The following is a 20,047-nucleotide window of genomic DNA, read 5'->3' on the forward strand; positions in this document are numbered from 1 at the left end:
CATGAGCACCATTTCCCATCGTCTCCCCCAGAAGCGCGCTCTGGTCACCGCGCTGCCCGGCCCGCGGTCGGCCGAGCTCACGGCACGCCGGCGCGCCGCCGTCGCCGCAGGAGTCGGCTCGTCCGTGCCGGTGTACGCCGCGGACGCGGATGGCGGCGTGATCGTCGACGTCGACGGCAACTCGCTGATCGACCTCGGTTCCGGTATCGCGGTGACCAGCGTCGGTGCTTCCGATCCCGGTGTCGCTCAGGCGGTTTCCGAGCAGGCGGCCCACTTCACCCACACCTGCTTCATGGTCACCCCGTACGAGAGCTACATCCGGGTGGCCGAGGAACTGGCGGCCCTGACGCCCGGCGACCACGACAAGCGCACCGTACTGTTCAACTCCGGCGCCGAGGCAGTGGAGAACGCGATCAAGGTCGCCCGCCTGGCCACCGGACGGATGGCGGTCGTCGCGTTCGACCACGCCTACCACGGCCGCACCAACCTCACCATGGCGCTGACCGCCAAGACGATGCCCTACAAGACCAACTTCGGTCCGTTCGCACCGGAGGTCTATCGGATGCCGGCGTCGTATCCGTTCCGAGACGAGGCGGGACTGACCGGCGAGCAGGCCGCCCGTCGCGCCATCACCGCGATCGAGAAGCAGATCGGCGCCGACGCTGTCGCCGCGATCATCCTCGAACCGATCCAGGGTGAGGGTGGATTCATCGTTCCCGCACCGGGATTCCTGCCGACCCTGACCGCATGGGCTCGCGAGAAGGGGATCGTGTTCATCGCCGACGAGGTACAGACGGGGTTTGCCCGTACCGGCTCATGGTTCGCGTGCGAGGACGAGGCGATCGTGCCCGACATCATCACCATGGCCAAGGGCATCGCCGGGGGGCTCCCCCTGTCGGCGATCACCGGGCGCGCCGACCTGCTCGACAAGGTCCACCCCGGCGGACTCGGCGGCACCTATGGTGGCAACCCGATCGCTTGCGCCGCGGCTCTCTCCGCTCTCGAAACCATGCGTGAACTGGATCTGCCCGCCCGCGCTCGCCGTATCGGGGAGGTCGCGACGGCCCGCCTGCGCGCTCTCGCCGAGCAAGTCCCCGTTATCGGCGACGTCCGCGGGCGCGGCGCCATGATCGCCATCGAACTCGTCAAGCCCGGCACCCGGGAACCGGATGCCGACTTGACCAAGGCGATCGCCGCCCGAGCCCTCGAGCAGGGCGTCATCGTGCTCACCTGCGGCACCTACGGAAACGTCATCCGGCTACTGCCGCCGCTGGTGATCGGCGACGACCTGCTCGACGACGCACTCACGGTCCTCGAGCAGTCCATCCGCGACGCCGCTTGATCCCATCCACCAACGGTGAAGGGACCTTCGGTCCGACCTGCCGAAGGCACCCATCACAGGCAACACGAGGAAAGACATGACCAACATCGACCGCCTTCTCACCGCTGTACCCACCCGCCTCTGGATCGACGGTGCGGGGGCCGACCCCCTCGAGGGAGCGAGCTTCCCCGTCATCGACCCGGCAACGGGTGAGACGATCGCCGAGGTCGCCGACGCGGGCGGCAAGGACGCACTGCGAGCCCTCGACGCCGCGTCCCGCGTGCAGGATGAGTGGGCGGCCACCGCACCACGAGAGCGTTCACGGATCCTGCGGAAGGCGTGGGAGCTCGTCATCGCGCGCACCGAGGACTTGGCCCTGCTGATGACACTCGAGATGGGCAAGACGATCGCCGAGAGCTGCGGCGAGGTCGCCTACGGCGCGGAGTTCCTGCGCTGGTTCAGCGAGGAAGCCGTCCGAATCGGCGGCCGCTACACCGAAGCGCCGTCGGGCAACGGGCGAATCCTCGTCACCAAGGAACCGCTCGGGCCCTGCCTGGCGATCACGCCATGGAACTTCCCCCTCGCCATGGGCACCCGCAAGATCGGGCCCGCCCTCGCCGCCGGCTGCACCATGATCGTCAAGCCGGCCGAAGATACCCCGCTGACGATGCTGCTGCTGGCGGAGATCTTCGCGGAGGCAGGGCTACCCGCCGGTGTGCTGTCGGTGCTACCGACCTCCGATGCCGCCGCCGTCACCGGTCCGCTCATCGCGGACCCGCGGCTACGCAAGGTCACCTTCACCGGCTCAACCCGCGTCGGCAAGCTGCTCCTCGAGCAGTCCGCCCAGCAGGTGCTGCGTACCTCGATGGAACTCGGCGGCAACGCCCCGTTCGTCGTGTTCGACGATGCCGATATCGACGCCGCGGTCGCGGGCGCCATGACAGCCAAGATGCGCAATGGTGGCGAGGCCTGCACAGCGGCCAACCGGATCCTCGTGCACAACGCGATCCGTGAAGAGTTCACCGCCCAACTCACCGAGAAGATCTCCGCGATGCGCATCGGAGCCGGGTATCAGGACGGCACCGACCTCGGCCCGCTGATCAACGAGCGGCAACGCTCGGCGGTAGCCGGACTCGTCGACGACGCTGTCGACGCCGGCGCACGGATCCGGACGGGCGGTCGACGCGTCGAAGGCCCCGGCTACTTCTTCGAACCCACTGTCCTCGACAACATCCCGTCCGACGCCCGGATCGTGCGCGAGGAGATCTTCGGCCCCGTCGCCGCGATCATCGGGTTCGACAGCGAGGCAGAGGCGATCGCCACCGCCAACGACACCGAGTACGGTCTCGCCGCCTACTTCTACACCACGAATCTCGATCGTGCGCTGCGCGTCGCAAAGGCCCTCGAATCCGGCATGGTCGGCGTGAACCGCGGGGTGATTTCTGATCCCGCCGCCCCCTTCGGAGGGGTCAAGCAGTCCGGACTCGGCAGTGAGGGCGGCACCGAGGGCATCGACGAGTACCTCACCACCAAATACGTCGCGCTGCCCGCCTGACCCCTACACCGCGCGGGACCGTGCCTGCCAGCCGCTGATGAGCGTTCCGAGCCCGAACTCGAAGGCGTCGTCGGCACGATGCGGAGCGGTCCCCGCTGCGGCGAGCGCCGCCCGCATCGGCTCGTTCGCTCGCGGGGTGTTCGCCCACACCTCTTGCGGCGCGGCCAGATCCAGCGCCGAACCGAGCACGAAACTGTCGAGCGTGGTGATGGCGTGCAGCACCTGCGCCGGGGCGAACCCACCTGCGGCAAAGGCGGTCGCCAGCGCGTTGTACATCCCGAACGCGACATCGGTCTGCACCGTGTGCGCGGTCAGTAGTGGGATCAGCCGGGGATGCTTCGAATAGCTGAGCCGGTACTCGCGAGCGAGCACAGCCACCGTCTCGACCCAATCACCGTCCTCGGCACCGACACCCTCGACATGGATATCGTCCATCACCCGAGCCCGCATCAGCTCGACGATCTCGGCCCGGCCTGCGACGTGGTTGTACAACGACGAGGGCCGCACGTTCAGCCGCTCGGCGAGCCCCGGCATCGTGAAATCGCCTGCGGTATCGACCATGTGGAGCGCCGCATCGACGATGATCTGCGGCGACAGCTTGGGACGCGAGGGCCGCGGCATCCGTTCTCCTTCCCGGCCGCTGCGGGCCCGATCACACAGGCCCCTTGTCACCTGGGCCGGAAACCAGCATACTTAACGAATCACATTCGTTTTATTCTTCCCGGACCACACCAGGACGCCCGATGTTGACAATCACCTCGCTCGTACCCCCGCTCTCGCCGGCCCGGGTGTATGAACCCTCCCGCGCACCTCTTCGCGTTGCCCTCGTGCAGCACCGGTGGCAAGACGATCCCGACGCTGTGCGAGCCGAACTGGGCGAGGGCATCGCGACGGCCGCCGGGCTCGGCGCCGCGATCGTGTTCCTGCCCGAGTTGACCCTCAGCCGGTACCCGGCGTCCGCCCCGGCCGGCGACAATCCCGGTGCACGCGCCGAAGATCTGCTGATCGGCCCAACGTTCACCTTCGCCGCCGAGGCCGCCGTCCAACACGGAGTGTTCGTACACGCCTCGCTCTACGAACGAAACAGTGCGGAGAACGGCACCAGCTACACCGATGGGTTGGGCTTCAACACCGCGATACTCGTTTCGCCCACAGGCAAACTCGTCGGCCGCACCCGCAAACTCCACATCCCGGTGACCGCCGGCTACTACGAGGACACCTACTTTCGCGGCGGGCAGGCCACCGACGAGGCGTACACGGTGCACACTCCCGAGAATCTCGGCGGCGTCCGCATCGGTATGCCGACGTGCTGGGACGAATGGTTCCCCGAAGTCGCCAGGATGTACTCGCTGCGCGGCGCCGAGATCATCGTCTACCCCACCGCCATCGGTTCCGAGCCTTACCACCCGGATTTCGACACCCAACCGCTGTGGCAGCAGGTGATCGTCGGCAACGGCATCGCCAGCGGCACCTTCATGATCGCCCCCAACCGGTACGGCAACGAAGGCCTGATCACCTTCTACGGCTCATCGTTCATTTCCGACCCCTACGGGCGGATCCTGGTACAGGCCCCGCGGGACGAATCCGCGGTCCTGGTCGCCGATCTCGATCTGGACCAGCGCCGTGACTGGCTGACTCTGTTCCCGTTCCTGACCACCCGTCGACCCGACACCTACGCGCAGCTGACGGCCCCCGTCGAACCGCTGTATCCCTTGGGCAGGTCGTAATGGGCCGTCGTACGACGGCGGAATCCACCGCAACACCTGCAACCAGACCTGCCGCGCCGTAGCGCCGCGCAGACTAGTCACAGGTCCGCCGTACCGGCTCCAGCCAACTTGTGTCCGAGACACAGAACTCACTGCACAACACCCCTGATGAAGGAATTCCCATGCCCACACTCACCCGTGATGTCGTGATCGTCGGGGCCGGACCGTCCGGCCTGACCGCCGCCACCGAACTGGCGAAGGCCGGTCTGTCGGTGGCGGTGCTGGAAGCCCGCGACCGCGTCGGCGGCCGCACCTGGACCGGCACCGTCGACGGCGCAATGCTGGAGATCGGCGGCCAGTGGGTCTCGCCCGACCAGTCAGCCCTCTACGCCACCCTCGACGCACTGGGCCTGAAGACATACGAGCGCTACCGCACCGGCGACTCGGTGTACATCGCACCCGACGGCACGCGCACCGTCTACTCGGGCGACACGTTCCCGGTCAGCGAGCACACCCGCACCGAAATGGACCGACTGATCGCGATACTCGACCAACTCACCACCGAGATCGGCGCCGAGGAGCCCTGGGCACACCCGCGGGCCCAGGAACTCGACACCGTTTCGTTCCGCCAGTGGCTGGCCGGACTGAGCGACGACGAGGAGGCGCGCGACAACATCAGCCTGTTCGTCGCCGGCGGCATGCTGACCAAGCCCGCGCATGCCTTCTCCGTGCTACAGGCGGTGCTCATGGCAGCATCGGCGGGCTCGTTCAGCAACCTGGTCAACGAGGATTTCATCCTCGACCGGCGAGTGATCGGTGGCATGCAACAGGTCTCACACGGCCTCGCGGAAGCGTTGGGCGATGACGTCTTCCTCAACTCGCCGGTCCGAACCGTGCGATGGGGCGCCGACGGGGTCACCGTCCTCGCCGACGGAGACCTGCGGGTCGATGCCCGACGCGTCGTGCTGGCGGTACCGCCCAACCTGTACACGCGCGTGTCGTTCGACCCACCGCTGCCCCGCCGCCAGCACCAGATGCACCAGCACCAGTCCCTCGGCCTGGTCATCAAAGTGCACGCGGTGTACGAGACACCGTTCTGGCGTGAGGAGGGGTTGTCCGGAACCGGGTTCAGCGCAGCCGAAGTGGTGCAGGAGGTCTACGACAACACCAACCACGGCGACACCCGAGGCACTCTGGTCGGGTTCGTCTCCGACGCGAAGGCCGACGCAATGTTCGAATTGCCTCCCGTCGAACGCAAGACGCGGATCCTCGAGTCCATCGGCCGCTTCCTCGGCCCGAAGGCAACCGAGCCGGTGGTGTACTACGAATCCGACTGGGGCTCCGAGGAATGGACCCGCGGTGCCTACGCGGCGAGCTTCGACCTCGGCGGCCTGCACCGGTACGGACGCGACCAGCGCAGCCCCGTCGGCGCGATCCACTTCTCCTGCTCCGACATCGCGAGTGCCGGCTACCAGCACGTGGACGGCGCCATCCGAATGGGGCAGCGGACCGCCGGGGATATCGTCGCAGCACTTCACTAGTGGTCGGGTCCTCCCCGGTCTCGGCGCACAACTTCTCATACGCTGCGCTGGTTTTCCGGTGTTGACCCAGTGTGGCGGCCGAATGCCCTGAGGTACCGCGGCCGACGGCACCTGCCTGTTCTTTGCGTAGAAACGCCGCCGAGTATGCCACCGTTCAGTGGCGTCCGTGAGATCCCGCCGAGTCCGTAGTGACGCGCCGCGCTCGTCGGATGAGAGAGCTTGGCAGCCAGCACGGTCTTCTGACGCCGCGCACCTACTGTCGTCCTCCGTTCGGGTGAGAGAAATCTGAGGGTGTTTCGGTCGCCGGGGTCGCGTACTGCACCGATGCGGTGCACCCACCCTGGGCGGCGGCAACAGCAGCTCCCCGGAAAGATCCGAGGTCCATCCAAAGGATGACGCGGCATCGATGTCGCTGATAAACGATGAGTCAGTGCGATAGCCGAATCGACCGGATTCTCACGAAGTACGGAGCAGAATATGCCTTCTGTAACAACGCAAGACAATGTTGAACTCTTCTACAATGATTGGGGTGGCGGCTCGCCAGTGCTGTTTACTCACAGCTGGTCGCTCAGCTCGGCGATGTGGGTTTACCAGATGACCTACCTCGCCGAGCGGGGCCTGCGCTGCATTGCCTATGACCGGCGCGGCCACGGCCGTTCCGAGCAAACCTGGGAAGGCTACAACTTCGACACGCTTGCCGACGACATGGCGGCGGTGATCGAACACCTCGATCTGCGCGATCTCACTCTCGTCGGACACTCCACCGGAACAGGGGAAGTGATTCGGTACCTCAGTCAATACGGACCTGAAAAGGTGTCGCGGATCGTGCTGGTGTCTACGCTGACGCCGATGCTCCGCGCGGCCGACGACTACCCCCAGGGGATCGATGGCGCATTCTTCGACGGAATGCGTGAGAAGATTCGAGTGGATCTACCCGGCTGGGTGGACGAGGTGTCCGGACCGTTCTTCGGATCCGACGCCACCGGCGCATCGATATCACCCTCTCTCATCGAGTGGTCGAAAAACGATACTCGCCCGGTAGCAGTCCGTTCGATGCTCGAGCTGAGCCACACCATGTCGGAAACCGATTTCCGCACCGAGCTCGAGAAGGTCTCGGTACCGGCATTGATCATCCACGGCGGGGCCGACGCCTTCAACCCCGTAGATTTGTGCGGACGCGGCAGCGCAGACCTGATTCCCTTCTCCCAATTGAGAATCTATAAGGACGGCCCGCACGGTCTGCACCTCACGCATATGGATCAGCTCAACGCCGACCTCCACGCCTTCATCACCGAAAGGCACGCATTCGAATAGCGTGACGAAAGCGGGAATTGTCGGCAACAGACCAACGGTCAGATCAATCGGATAACAGCACGGTAGGGCGAGACGCCCGATCGCGACCCGCCAGGGGCAAGGCGGATCAGAGGTGGCAGGCGGTCGAATCGGTCGGCGGCGGTCACGATGGGTTCGAGTCCGGCGACGCTCCAGCCGTGGTTTTCGAAGCACGCGACACCATCGATCGGCAGGCAGGCCAAGGGCGCGTGTGCCAGCAGAGCGAGTCTGCGATCCGCCACGATTTGAGCCACGCCGACGGCATTGAAGTCGAGGCACCATTCGACGACCTCAGATCGGCGCAATGCCCTGGAAAGGTCGATGATCTTCGACTTGTCGAAGTATCTGTCCAGGCCCTCGGTCACCACCAGGGCCTTCCGCGCATCGGCCAGAGCGGTGTCGAAAAACCCTGTCACAGTAACGGAATCGGTGAGGTCGAGCCCGGTTCGCGTCAACTCGCAGCGGGCTGCCTCATCCGCGAGCAGAGCATCCTTGTCGGCAACCAGGCCGGGCACGTCTGCTTCGATCCACCTCACATCCGCGGGTAGCTTCATTCGATAGGGCCGCGTATCGAGCCCGGCGCCGAGGTTGATGACGAGCTCGCAGCCAGCGGCTACAGCGGTGGCGATATGGTCGTCGATGAGTTTGGTGCGGGTGATCAGAAACCAGTCGTCAGCGATTTCCTGGTCTGCCGCTTCGTCGATCACGCGCCCGCGCGCGCCGACCAACCGTTTCGCAAGCGGGTCACGGAACAGCGCGTCGGGGCGCGCGGATTCCACCGCGCGATGCGCTGCAACCCATCGCGCAGTGTCGACCGTGTGGGATACGAGTGCCTGCGGTGTCATATCTCGGCTCCTTTGCCCGCTGTACACACGCTGATGTGCGCATCGGTCGTCGTGGTGCTGCTGCTGAGCCTCACCTGCAGTCGGATCGCGCCGGACCGGGCGACCAATAAGCAGGATTCGGCGGCCGCGACCCGAGGCGGAACTCAGCCGGGCGAGGTGGTCTGCTCGACGAACTCCTCGATGAGCCTGTTGTAGACCGCCGGCTGCTCCATATTGGGAAAGTGCCCTGCCCCGTCGATCGTCGTGCGGCGAGCATCCGGGACCGCGCTCAGGAGACGGTCCACTGTCGCGGTCAGGTCCGGCGAATCGAGAGCACCGTCGACAGCGAGCACCGGGACGGCGATAGTCTCTGCGCGAGCTTCGCCATCGGCGATGGGAAGGTGGAAGTCAGGCTGCGGAGTCGTGTGTTTGGCTAAGGTCCTACTGGCCATGTGCCGCAGACTCTCGGTGACGGTGGGGTCGACGTCGGCCATTGGACGGTACGGACCGGCGGCCCACAACAGGAACGAGTCCAGCCAGGACGCGATGTCCCCGCACGCCAGCGCATCGGCCTGGGTATCGGCGAGTTGCTGTGACCACCCATCGCGGTATTCCGGTTCCCCGATGCCGCGGCCACCAATGACCAGGCCGCTCACCAGCTCCGGGTGATCTATCGCGGTGTCGACCGCGATCATCGCACCCATCGACACACCCACCAGAAAAGCGGGTTCAATGGAGATGTGCCGTAAGAGTGCGGCCAAATCGTCGGACTGCCGGAAAGGTTGTGTCGCATTGTCGGATTCGCCATGACCACGGGCATCGGGTGCGATCACTCGGTAGCGCCGGCGGAGCACCGGCAACTGGGCATCAAACATGCTCGAGTCCAGAAAACCCGCATGCAGCAGTACCACTGAACGGCCCGTACCACCGGTATCCCGATAGGCGAGGACGCCGTCGGCAGACTCGAACGTGAACGTATCAGCGGCCCCACTCATGACAACCAAGGTGTCATATTCGCTGATATTTGACAACCCAGGTGTCATACTGGGTGCTGTGGCCGATCAGCTGACCCCCGATGAACTCGCACACCGACTGATGGAAGTCTTCTCCGAGGTGGGCATCCTCCACCGGCGCGTGTACCGCAAAATCGAGCAAGATGCCCTGCCATCAGGTCTTTCGGTGGGCGTTCGCGCCATACTCGCACTCCTTGTGGAGCATGGGCCTATGACCGTCCCGCAGCTGGGCCGCGCTCAGGCGTTGAGTCGTCAGTTCGTCCAGAGGATGGTCAACGACGCTATCGGGAGTGAACTGGTCGAGACCCATCACAACCCGGAGCACAAGCGCTCGGCGTTGGTGGTGTCGACCGAGAAGGGACGGGCAGCAATGGCGATGACGACCGCCCGTGAACACGCCTTGCTGCGAGCGGTCGGAGGCAACCTCACCGACGCCGACATCGATACCTGCCTCCGCGTCCTGCGCCGTCTGCGCGAACCGTTCGACCAGGTCGATATGGACGATCGCCCCACACAGCACTGAGCGTTTCCGTCCGGGATTGCCGGCTTGATCTCCGCCCGTGCCGTCCGGAGAAGACAGTCCCAGCGACTCTCTCGCTCAGCGGTCATCTCTCTTTCGGGCTCGGTGCCAATCTCTGCCGATCACCGCTCATGGTCTCGGCGACAGCCCCGCGACCCAGCAGCTCGTGGCCGATCAATGGGTGAACGTCCCGGTACAGATCGCGCCCCTTGGTCTCTGCCGTGACAACGAGCGCTCCCAAGGTGAGGGCCGCGGTGCCGGCCACGATCACGCTGAGCGGCACGCTCGACCCGTCGAATGCGGCCAGCATGGTGCTGGCGATCAGCGGGGTGAAGCCTGCGCCGATGAGTGCTGCGGTCTGGTAGGCGATGGATACTCCGGTGTACCGGATGTGGGTCGGGAACATTTCCGACAGCAGCGGGGTCAGCGGGGCGTACATGGCGTTCTGGAGCAGTTGGGCGAACATCAGGGCGGCCGTCATGATCCACAGTGAGTGGGAATTGATCAGGGCGTAAAGGGGGAATGCGTACAGGATCGCGCCGACCGCGCCCACCATCATCACGCGCCGCCTGCCGAAGAAGTCCGACAACGCCGCGCAGACCGGAATGGCGATGATCGATACGAACACCACCGCGAGCAGGCAGCGCATGACATCGCCCACCTCGTAACCGATTCCGGTGGCGTAGGCGATGATGTGCGAACTCGTCAGGGCGGTCAGAGCGAAGGGCGCGACGCCGGCGGCCACACCGAGGATGATCGGGCGTGGACGCCGCAGCACCTGCAGCGCGGGCGTCGACGGTTCCTGCCGGTCGGCCGCGGCGAAGACGGGGCTTTCCACCACGCGTAGGCGCACGTACATGCCGAGCACCAGAAGGGCCGCGCTGAACAGGAACGGCAGTCGCCATCCCCATGTTGTGAACTCGGGTTCGGGAAGCTGCGTGACGACTGCCACGGCCGCCGTGGACAGCAGAAACCCGAAAGGTGTGCCCAGTTGCATGATTCCGGCCCAGCGCCCGCGGTTGCCTGCGTCCGCATGCTCGACGACCATGAGCGCGGCACCACCCCACTCCCCTCCGACCGCGACTCCCTGCACGATCCGCAGCAGCACCAGCACTATGGGCGCAGCCACACCGATCGTGTGATAGGTCGGGAGCAGCCCGATCGCCGCGCTCGCGACGCCCATCATGATCATGGTGATCATCAGCATCGATTTGCGGCCGAGCCGGTCCCCGAAGTGCCCGAATATCACGCCGCCGAGCGGGCGAGCGATATATCCCGCGGCCAGGGTGCCGAACGACGCGATCGTGCTCAGCGCCGTGTTCGAGGCCGGGAAGAACAGCGGTCCGAACACCACTGCGGCCATCGTGCCGTACAGGATGAAATCGTAGTATTCGATCGTCGTGCCCAGCATGCTCGAGAACGCCGCGCGACGGCGTAGTCGGGTGGCCGTCGATGTATCACCTTGCAGAACAACAGGATCTGTACCCTCGGGTGGCAGCGTACTCAACGGAAACTCCTTAGTTCTGCGCGGCGGTGCGCTGCGCAAACCGGAATGGTCGATGCTGCCGTCGGCAACGCGGACACCGGGCAAGGCTCCCAACAGGGGCGCACCGCGCGCAATGCCGAGGCCCGCTGAGCGGAATGCGCACCTGGCACGCATTCCCGCCCACCGGGAACAGGGCTCGCGCTGAACCGGGCCGCTGGGTGAGATGGCCATATGCCACATCCAGCGGTCTCGACTCCCGGTCCGTTACTGACCGATAGGCGCGCAGTCGTCACCGGTGGCGCCGCCGGGATCGGTGCGGCTGTGGCCGTATCGCTGGCCACCCACGGAGCAGATGTCCTCGTCGCCGACGTCGAGTTCGGGCAGCCGCTGACCTTCGACCGGTCGGCCGGCGGATCGATCGACACGCTCGAATGGGACGTAACGACTCGTCCCGTCGCCACCGAACTGGTCGATCACCGTCCCGACATCCTGGTCAACAATGTCGGCCACTATCTGCGTGCACCACGCCCATTCACCGATGACCCGCCGCAGATGTGGGCCGATTTGCATGACATCAACTTCGGGCATGTGCTCTCGCTGACTCACGCCTTGCTGCCCGGCATGACCGATCGGCGGCGCGGATCGATCATCAACCTGACCACCGTCGAAGCTCATCGGGCGATCCCCGGGCATACCGTGTACTCGGCGCACAAGGCCGCGTTGATGCAGTTCACCCGATCATTGGCCGCTGAAGTGGGCCCGTCGGGAATTCGGGTGAATGCCATCGCACCGGATCTCATCGAAACGGTGCAGGTGCCGTATGCCGACATCGTGCCCGAGGAAGACCGCGCACTGTGGCCGAGCTGGTCTCCGCTCGGTGGGCCGGGCAGCCCCGAGGATGTGGCCGGGGCGGCGCTGTTCCTAGCTTCTGACCTCGCCCGCTTCGTCACGGGGAGCACGATCCACGTCGATGGGGGCACACACGGCAGCGGCGGGTGGTTTCCGCGAGCTTCAGGCGGCTGGACGAACCGTCCCCGCAATCCATGACCGAGGAGGCCGCCGTGATCACGCATGAGGACCGCGCCGAGTTGTCCGATCTCGTCCACCGCTACGCGAGCTGTGCCGACGGTCGGGAGCTGGACCTGCTCGCCCGATTGTTCACCGAAGACGCCGTGCTCGCAGTGCCGGATCCGCCGCGCACCATGCGCCCAACGCACGAAGCGCGAGGCCGCGACGCGATCATCGAGACCTGCCGAACACTCGGTCGCACCCACGCCACCCTGCATGCCGTAGTGGGAAACGTATTCGACATCGGCGCGGCATCCGATGAGGCCACCGGCGATATCGCGTGTATCGCGCACCATCTCAGCGGCAAGCCGGGCAATGCCGTCGATGTCGTGTGGCATCTGCGCTACCGAGACCGCTATCGACGGGTCGACGGGCGCTGGTTGATCGCGCGCAGGGTCCTGCACCTGGGTTGGACCGAGCGACGGCCGGTTCTCGCACTTGGTGATTTCCACTCCTGAAAGGGTTTTCATGAAGATTCTGATCGTCGGCGGTACCGGCATGATCGGCGCTCACGCGGCGCTGCATCTGCGTGCGCAAGGCAATGACGTCACGGTGGCGGCACGCAACCCGCTCGATGGCCGTTCACCGGTTCATCAGTTCCCGGTTCTTCTCGGCGATTACGCCGAACAGACGTTCACCGCGGCACAGCTCGCGCCGTTCGACGCCATCGTCTTCGCCGCAGGCCAGGACTTCCGTCATATGGGTCGCGGGGTCGACGAGTCACAGTTCTGGGAGAAGACGCAATCCCTCGGTGTCCCCCGATTCGCGGCACTCGCCAAAGAGGCGGGCGTGCGCCGATTCGTCCAGATCGGCAGCTACTACCATCATCTGCGGCCGGATCTCGCCGACGCACTCCCCTACGTCGCGGCCCGCCGAGCCGCCGACGAGGGCGCTAGGGCTCTCGCCGACGATTCCTTCAACGTCTCGACACTGAATCCGCCGAACATCCTCGGCGCCATCAGCGGCGTTTCCGCCAAGCGCTACCGCAAGCTGTTCTCATGGGCGGCAGGCAACGAACCGCAGATCCCCGATTTCGCACCACCCGGCGGAACGAACTACATGTCCGCCCATTCGCTCGCCCAAGCGATGTGGGGCGCGCTACAGCATGCCGAGCCGGGCAAGGCTTATCTGATCGGCGATGAGAACCTCACCTTCCAGAAGTACTTCCAGATGCTCGTCGACGCCGCAGGCGGGAACCGCGTGATCGAGGAGCGCGACGAGGAACACCCGCTTCTGCCCGACGGATTCATCGTGCAGGGCCGCGGGAATGTGATCAGCTACCAGCCGGACCCGGCCGAGACCGCGCTACTCGGGTACGACCGCAACGACGGTGTGCGTGCACTCGCCGAGATGTACGAAACGGTGCGGGCAGAATCAGCTGCTTGATCGAACGGCGATATCTGGCTGCGAGATCGCCGTACTGCGAACCCAGGCGATGCGACGCTGACCAGATATTCGGCCCCGAGCTCGTTCCTCAGGACGGGCCTTCTCACGTGTAGCTGCTCGGGTCAAGTCCACGACCGGATGTCGGTGAGGTCCTCGGATATCTGCCAGATGCGTTGGGCGTCCTCAATGCTGCGAAGCCGACTGTAGAGTTTCTGCTCCGCGGGCGGCCCGCCCAGGTGGCCGGGGCCGCTGGGTCCGTAGAAGCGTTCGGTGTGGGCGTCGGGAGAAGTGGCGGCGTAGAGGGCGGGGAGTTTCGCGGACTGGATCGTGCCGACGAGAATGCCGCGACCAGACAGCCACCGGATGAGTTTCACGCCTGTGGTGTCCGCTGTTCGTCCGACCTCGGGTCGGGCGGCAAGCAGATTCGTCGGGGCGACTCCCGGGTGGGATAAGTTGCTGATGATGCCCCACCGATGTGCACGGCTGCGCCTGCCGAGTTCGAGGCCGAACAGTCCGAACGCGATCTTGGATTGGCTGTAGGCGCGCATGCCGTTATACGACTGCTCCCAGTTCAGGTCGTCCCAGTTGATCCGATTCTGGTTGGCGGCGACGCTGATCTGGGAGGTCACCCGAGCGCTTCCGGCGCGCAGTAGTGGCATCAGGTGGCCGACCAGCGCGAAATGGCCGAGGTAGTTGGTGCCGAACTGCAACTCGAACCCGTCGGCGGTGACCTGCCGATCCGGTGGAGTCATCACACCGGCATTGTTGACGAGGAGGTGGATCGGCCGATCCTCCTCTCGCAGGATCTTGCCGAGAGCCGCCACTGACGCCAACGACGACAAGTCGAGTTCACGCAGCGACACGTTCGCCTCGGGACTCGCCTGCCTGATCGCGGCGATCGCTGTCTCGCCTTTGCGTTGGTTGCGTACGGGAAGGATTACCTCGGCGCCGGCAGCTGCCAGGCGCGCAGCGATGCCGACTCCCATGCCGTCGCTGGCTCCGGTGACCACCGCGCGCCTACCGGTGAGATCCGGGACGCTGATGTCAGGCTCTGTCCGTGACATGTGACTGCTCCTGTGTGCTGCGGCTGATGGCGGGTAAGCCCACGATCGTCGTGCCGCGGTGCCGCATCCAGGGACTGTCGATCCATGGATACCTCGACACTCGGTTGGTAGGAAGGGTGTCCCATCCGGTGGAAGGAGACCTGTCGTGATAGATCGCGCCGGGCTTGCAGAATTCCTGCGGCGGCGCCGGGAGTCGTTGCAGCCCGAGGATGTCGGTCTGCCGCGCGGACAGCGTCGACGGACCGGCGGGCTGCGGCGGGAGGAGGTCGCCGTCCTGTGTCACATGTCGACCGACTATTACGCACGGTTGGAGCAGGAGCGCGGCCCGCAGCCGTCGGAGCAGATGATCGCCTCGATCGCGCAGGGCCTGCACCTGTCCCTCGACGAGCGCGACCACCTTTTCCGCCTCGCGGGCCACCACCCACCACCGCGAGGCGCGGTCAGCGACCACATCGGTCCGGGCCTGCTGCGCATCCTCGATCGCCTCCACGACACGCCTGCCGAGATCGTCACCGAACTCGGTGAGACACTGCGGCAATCACCGCTCGGATTCGCGCTGACCGGCGACACCACCCGCTATACCGGGCCTGCGCGCAGCATCGGCTACCGCTGGTTCACCTCTCCCACCGAACGCGACCTGTACGCACCCGAGGACCATCCGTTCATGTCACGGATGTTCGTCTCCGGACTCCGTGAAGCCACCACTCGGCGCGGCCCCAACTCGCGAGCCACGTGGTACGCGGACCTCCTCCTCGACCGGAGCGAGGAGTTTCGGGAACTGTGGGCCACCCACGAGGTCGGAATTCGCCCACGCGAGGTGAAACGCTTCATCCACCCCGAGGTCGGAGCCATGGACCTCAACTGCCAGACGTTGCTCGACCCTGAGCAGTCGCATCTGTTGTTGGTCTACACAGCGACACCCGGTAGTGAGAGCTACGAGCGGTTGCAGTTGCTTTCCGTGGTCAGCACCGAAATGCTCCGCTGAAACCCTCGCGCGGGTTACGCGTTGTCCGCACCTCCGCTGTGCAGGCCCTCGTGCCATCCATCAGCGCCCGCGTGACCACTAGCTACCGCGATCAGGAGGCCTCGACACCCCCGTCATCAGCGCCTAACATTCCTAAGGAAGAACACGCGTCGACCGCCGCTCTTTCACCACGCCGTGGGCTCAGCCTCGATCATAAGACGGAGGCAGTGATGACCAGCTTGCTGCAAAAAATGTCCCGTGTTCTGCAAGGCAACGGTCAGGTTCGACGAATTGACCGCGAAGTTCCACACGACGACACGAAGGCTTTCGCGAAAGACCAAGTGCGGGAATGGCACATCCTTCAGTTGACCGAGCCGTCGGAACCGGCGAAGGCTGCCATCGATAGTGGAATCGCCGCAGTGTCGCGTGACTCCAGGCATATGGACGTGTTTTGGGTGGGTGATGACGGCTGGGTGTACGTCTCATCTTGGGCTGAGGGCTCGCCGTGGAAACGAGCCGAACGCGTGACCGACGCGGGCGGTGCCGCCAAGAATGCTGGTATCGCGGCATTGTCGCGCCGTCGCGACCATCGGGAAGTGTGGTGGGTCGCCGAGGCTGATGGTTCGATACAGGGTGCGTTCTGGTACGAGGGCGCGACAGAGTGGGCGCGCTTCACTGTACCGGGGAGTAAGGACGCTTCCAAGAAGGCCGGTATCGCAGCATTGTCGCGTCGGCCCGACCACATGGAGGTGTGGTGGATCGATAAGAGCGGCTGGTTGTGGCACTCCTGGTTCGACGATTCCCGCCCCACGGGCAAGAAGTGGATCGAGCAACCCGTCAAAGTCCCTGGGGCGAACGATGCCTCATCGACGGGCGACGTTGCGGTGGTGTCACGCAGTGAGAACGACATCGAGGTCTTTTGGGTCGCCAAGAACGGCACCGTCCGGCACTCCGGGTTTACCGAAACTGATCAACTGGGGTGGGACCAGACACCCGCGCCGGTACACAACGCGACCGGTGTATCCACAACGACCGGCATCGCCGCATTGTCGCGTAGCGACGACCACATGGAGGTGTGGTGGGTTGACACCAGCGGCAGCGTCAAGCACTCCTGGTGGACCAAAGGTGAAGGCTGGACGCAACAGCCGCAATTGGTACCCAGCGCGACAAACGCCTCGACGAACGGCGATATCGCCGCCCTTTCGCGCAGTACAACCCACATGGACGTGTGGTGGATCGACAAGAGCGGCAGTATTCAAGGTTCTTCGTGGACCCGCGACGGGTCCTGGGTTGAAAAGCCTTATCTGATACCCGGCTCGCAGGGCGTCTCGACGACGGGAGGCATTGCGGCGCTCTCACGCAGCGGCGACCACATGGAGGTGTGGTGGATCGGGCTGCAAGGCTCGGTGCAGGGCGCATGGTCGCTAGATGCAGCGTTGCCCGCACCCCCGGCGCAGAAAGTACTGGACAGCTCGACTCGGGAAGTTTTGAAAGGGACGCTCGTAACCATCAAGAGCGACACCCCGGCAATCCGGGAAAGAGGCGCGCAAGGCGCGACGGGCGGACTCGCCAAGTTCGCGGCGATCAACCAGTTCGCGCTCAACCAAGGGGATACCGAGGCAATCCTCGCTCGACTGACTTCCACGAAGTCTCCGATGGAAGGCGGGTCGCCACCTCGTCTGTCGGACGCGACCTACAGGCTACTGTCTTCCTTTGAGCAGCCATCTAGTTCGATGCTGCAGCCAGATATCGCAGCAGCCGCGCATGCTCCCGGGGACGAACTCGCGGCATTCGCCGCGGCACTGGTGGAACTGAGGACCGAACAGCTCCGCAAGGTGCAAGAGCGACGCACGACGGAGCCAGGCGAAATGATCGGCAAGTCGATGCTTTCGCTCAACAGCGCCATTGTTGCCGCCCGCGCGCTGTCCGGCGGGGTCCACCCTGTGGGGATGCTCAACCTGGAGAGAATCGAAGTGGTTCCTGCCGGAATTCAGCGGGGTGAGCTGGTTGCTACAATCCCGCTCGCGCCGGGGGAAGAGACAGCGGTGACGCACAAGGAGTGGTCGGTTACTTCGAAGGAATTCACAACCATTGTCACCGACGAACTGGAAGAGGTCAGCGAGCGGGGGGTAACCGACAACACTGACCTAGCGCAATCGACGTCATCGCAGACCAACCACGCCAATCAGTTCAACATCACCGGAACTGTTCAAGGCGGCATACCGATTATTTCTGGATCGAGCACAGCCGGCTTCGGCGCCCAGGACAGCACATCAAAATCGGCCACGGAAAGCGCCAAACATGCGCAAACACTTACGCAAAAGGCGTCTTCGCGTTCGAAATTGGAGCATAAGACCACCATCTCGACGAAGACCGAGACGGGTACTGAAGAAACATCGACGCGGCTCGTGAAGAACCTCGAAAAGCACGCCGTCCGGATCGACTATTTCAACATGATGAGAGAGTGGCGCGTTCGCCTGTACCGCTACGGGCTCCGCCAGACCTACGACGTCGTCATCCCTGAGCCGGGGTCCGCGATGCGTCGCTCGTATGCTCATCTAGAACGGCTCCGCGCTCAGCAAGGGCCGTTCGAATTCAAGTACAGCCATTCTGTACTAGAAGAGAAAGGCAAGGTCGTTGGCGGGGAGTGGCAACACGACCATGCGGGAACGATGCTGAAGGCCGAATGGCTGGCCGACAAGTACGGGACATCAGTCAAGCCATATCCAATTCCGGCGATACAAAAGGAACACGCCGTATACGAGCACGACGGATCATTCCACACCTATAAGCATGACTTCGAGGTGAAGCCGGGCTCGAGAGTCACGGAGGTACGCCTCTTCGCCAACATCACCAGGACGGGAGGTGCCCTATCTTTTGAGGTCGTCGGCGCGAAACAACCAGCCTGGACGATGTCGGGGGGCGCAATAAACGAAAACAACCTTCTGCTCGAGTCATTTGGCAACCCGCCGGGTGGAAAGTTTCTTGCGGGCCAGACCGGCAAACAGTCCGTGGCGTACTTCTCTCTTCATGCCTGGCGAGTCCAGATAGAACTCGACATCTACACGGAGGTAACAGAAGAGGCCAAGCATCACTGGAGAAACGAGGCGTGGACGGCGGTCCGTGATGCGGCATACCAGAGATATCTCGAGGAGCAGCAGGACATAGCCACCGAGATCGCTGCGCTCACAGAGAAACTTATCAGCGTGGACACGCTGACGCTGCGGCGCGAAGAGAACGACGAGATCATGAAGAACGTCTTGCAGTTCGTGCTCGGCCGCGAGTTCAATTACATGCCCAAAGACGTGATCGATGCCCTCAACACGGTGCCGAACGCCGACCCTGAGCACGGTGCCGTGTTCGACACCCATGCCCTCGGTCTCAGCGAAGCTCACTGGGAGCTTGTCACTAAACATGAGGACACCATTGGCTTCATCAACCGAGCAATCGAGTGGGAAAACGTCGTCAGCTTTCTTTATTCATACTTCTGGGACATTCCACCGAGCTGGGGCTTTATCCGCCAACTGCGCCACCCCGACCCCACCCGGCAGGCCTTCCTCCGCGCCGGAGCCGCCCGCGTGGTGCTCACAGTAAGGAAGGGATGGGAGCGGCGTTGGACTCACTTCGTCGAGACCGGTGAGATCAAGACAGATGCCGAGATAGCCGATGCCCCGTATTTGACGATTGCACAAGAAATCGCTGCGTATGACGATCGGAACTATCCGGGCATACCGCCCGCTAATCCGGGTAAATCTGCGACACGTTTGCAGGATGCCGTGTTCTCGACATGCTCGACAAAGATCTCTCAGGGCGCGACGAAGGTTCCGGTGGAGAGCACAAAAGGGTTTGTTGTCGGACTGCCGGTGATCCTCGACGCATACGATAACCGCAAAGCCCAGGAGACCGTGCGAATCACGGCAATTCTCAACGACAAAGAGCTCGGTGTCGACAAAACGGCGAAGGACCACGATGGCACGCAGACACCCTTTGCTGTCCTACAGCAGGGAGACAAAGGTGCGCTCATCGCAGAGTGGAATGAATACACCCCGAGCTCTGGCATCGATATTGCAATTACATCCAACCTTGCAACCGTCTACTAGGATTCCCCAGTCCGTCATCGGTCAGTCGTTTCGTCGCCTCCCGCACGAAACACTGCCGTTGCTTTCTGCACCAGACGCATGAGCCCGGATTCAACGAGATCGCGCTTCGTTGCATCCCGCCGGCGATGGTCGTCGACACGAGGTAGCGGTGGCCGCTGTCTGCGGCG

At 64.3% G+C, this 20,047-nt stretch carries 16 protein-coding genes; 11 read left to right on the top strand and 5 right to left on the bottom strand.

All coding sequences use genetic code 11. From position 1 onward, the window contains the following. Position 1: 1 nt before the first annotated feature. Both gabT and ACFXNW_RS06455 read left to right on the top strand, forming a co-directional pair. Positions 2 to 1,342, top strand: coding sequence for a 4-aminobutyrate--2-oxoglutarate transaminase (gabT, locus tag ACFXNW_RS06450; RefSeq protein ID WP_379416423.1), 1,341 nt, complete (start codon positions 2 to 4; stop codon positions 1,340 to 1,342). Positions 1,343 to 1,418: 76 nt separating this feature from the next. Beyond that, the gene (locus ACFXNW_RS06455) at positions 1,419 to 2,876 is read left to right on the top strand and encodes an NAD-dependent succinate-semialdehyde dehydrogenase (protein ID WP_379416425.1); all 1,458 of its coding nucleotides are present in this window, start codon (positions 1,419 to 1,421) and stop codon (positions 2,874 to 2,876) included. A 3-nt stretch (positions 2,877 to 2,879) separates the two neighbouring features. Here the strand turns inward: ACFXNW_RS06455 and ACFXNW_RS06460 are convergent, their stop codons facing one another. Beyond that, complete coding sequence (locus ACFXNW_RS06460; RefSeq protein ID WP_379416426.1) at positions 2,880 to 3,497, bottom strand: TetR/AcrR family transcriptional regulator; 618 nt, start codon at positions 3,495 to 3,497, stop codon at positions 2,880 to 2,882. A gap of 122 nt (positions 3,498 to 3,619) precedes the next feature. On the opposite strand from ACFXNW_RS06460, the gene ACFXNW_RS06465 reads away from it, so the two are divergent. From ACFXNW_RS06465 to ACFXNW_RS06475, 3 genes are all read left to right on the top strand, one after another. Further along, positions 3,620 to 4,603, top strand: a complete 984-nt coding sequence (locus ACFXNW_RS06465) for a nitrilase-related carbon-nitrogen hydrolase (RefSeq protein WP_379416428.1) — start codon at positions 3,620 to 3,622, stop codon at positions 4,601 to 4,603. 161 nt (positions 4,604 to 4,764) lie between these two features. Further along, positions 4,765 to 6,123 carry a flavin monoamine oxidase family protein gene (locus ACFXNW_RS06470; RefSeq protein WP_379416429.1) on the top strand — a complete coding sequence of 453 codons (1,359 nt, stop codon included), beginning with the start codon at positions 4,765 to 4,767 and terminating at the stop codon, positions 6,121 to 6,123. Positions 6,124 to 6,600: 477 nt separating this feature from the next. Beyond that, on the top strand, positions 6,601 to 7,437 hold the full coding sequence (locus ACFXNW_RS06475; RefSeq protein ID WP_379416430.1) for an alpha/beta fold hydrolase: 837 nt from the start codon (positions 6,601 to 6,603) through the stop codon (positions 7,435 to 7,437). A 38-nt stretch (positions 7,438 to 7,475) separates the two neighbouring features. On the opposite strand, the gene ACFXNW_RS06480 is transcribed toward ACFXNW_RS06475, so the two are convergent. Continuing rightward, entirely contained in the window at positions 7,476 to 8,300 is an 825-nt protein-coding gene (locus ACFXNW_RS06480) for a class I SAM-dependent methyltransferase (protein WP_379416431.1), read from the bottom strand. Between the two features lie 143 nt (positions 8,301 to 8,443). Next, complete coding sequence (locus ACFXNW_RS06485) at positions 8,444 to 9,310, bottom strand: alpha/beta fold hydrolase (RefSeq protein WP_379416433.1); 867 nt, start codon at positions 9,308 to 9,310, stop codon at positions 8,444 to 8,446. 22 nt (positions 9,311 to 9,332) lie between these two features. On the opposite strand from ACFXNW_RS06485, the gene ACFXNW_RS06490 reads away from it, so the two are divergent. Then, positions 9,333 to 9,815 (top strand): MarR family winged helix-turn-helix transcriptional regulator, encoded by a 483-nt coding sequence (locus tag ACFXNW_RS06490; RefSeq protein ID WP_379416435.1) that lies wholly within the window; start codon positions 9,333 to 9,335, stop codon positions 9,813 to 9,815. An 82-nt stretch (positions 9,816 to 9,897) separates the two neighbouring features. Here ACFXNW_RS06490 and ACFXNW_RS06495 read toward each other — a convergent pair whose 3' ends face one another. Continuing rightward, on the bottom strand, positions 9,898 to 11,319 hold the full coding sequence (locus ACFXNW_RS06495; protein ID WP_379416437.1) for an MFS transporter: 1,422 nt from the start codon (positions 11,317 to 11,319) through the stop codon (positions 9,898 to 9,900). A gap of 210 nt (positions 11,320 to 11,529) precedes the next feature. Here ACFXNW_RS06495 and ACFXNW_RS06500 point away from each other — a divergent pair, with 210 nt between their 5' ends. Genes ACFXNW_RS06500 through ACFXNW_RS06510 form a run of 3 tightly spaced genes read left to right on the top strand, consistent with a single transcriptional unit; the run spans position 11,530 to position 13,752 of the window. Further along, on the top strand, positions 11,530 to 12,345 hold the full coding sequence (locus tag ACFXNW_RS06500; protein WP_379416439.1) for an SDR family NAD(P)-dependent oxidoreductase: 816 nt from the start codon (positions 11,530 to 11,532) through the stop codon (positions 12,343 to 12,345). Between the two features lie 14 nt (positions 12,346 to 12,359). Further along, positions 12,360 to 12,824, top strand: coding sequence for a nuclear transport factor 2 family protein (locus ACFXNW_RS06505; RefSeq protein WP_379416440.1), 465 nt, complete (start codon positions 12,360 to 12,362; stop codon positions 12,822 to 12,824). Positions 12,825 to 12,834: 10 nt separating this feature from the next. Then, complete coding sequence (locus ACFXNW_RS06510; RefSeq protein WP_379416442.1) at positions 12,835 to 13,752, top strand: NAD-dependent epimerase/dehydratase family protein; 918 nt, start codon at positions 12,835 to 12,837, stop codon at positions 13,750 to 13,752. Positions 13,753 to 13,874: 122 nt separating this feature from the next. On the opposite strand, the gene ACFXNW_RS06515 is transcribed toward ACFXNW_RS06510, so the two are convergent. Then, positions 13,875 to 14,816: an SDR family oxidoreductase gene (locus ACFXNW_RS06515; RefSeq protein WP_379416444.1), complete on the bottom strand. Its 942-nt coding sequence runs from the start codon at positions 14,814 to 14,816 to the stop codon at positions 13,875 to 13,877. Between the two features lie 145 nt (positions 14,817 to 14,961). Here ACFXNW_RS06515 and ACFXNW_RS06520 point away from each other — a divergent pair, with 145 nt between their 5' ends. Then, positions 14,962 to 15,801: a helix-turn-helix transcriptional regulator gene (locus ACFXNW_RS06520; RefSeq protein ID WP_379416445.1), complete on the top strand. Its 840-nt coding sequence runs from the start codon at positions 14,962 to 14,964 to the stop codon at positions 15,799 to 15,801. Between the two features lie 209 nt (positions 15,802 to 16,010). Then, positions 16,011 to 19,880, top strand: a complete 3,870-nt coding sequence (locus ACFXNW_RS06525; RefSeq protein WP_379416447.1) for a hypothetical protein — start codon at positions 16,011 to 16,013, stop codon at positions 19,878 to 19,880. Positions 19,881 to 20,047: the final 167 nt, after the last annotated feature.

Source organism: Nocardia sp. NPDC059180, assembly GCF_042754945.1.
Taxonomy (GTDB): domain Bacteria; phylum Actinomycetota; class Actinomycetes; order Mycobacteriales; family Mycobacteriaceae; genus Nocardia.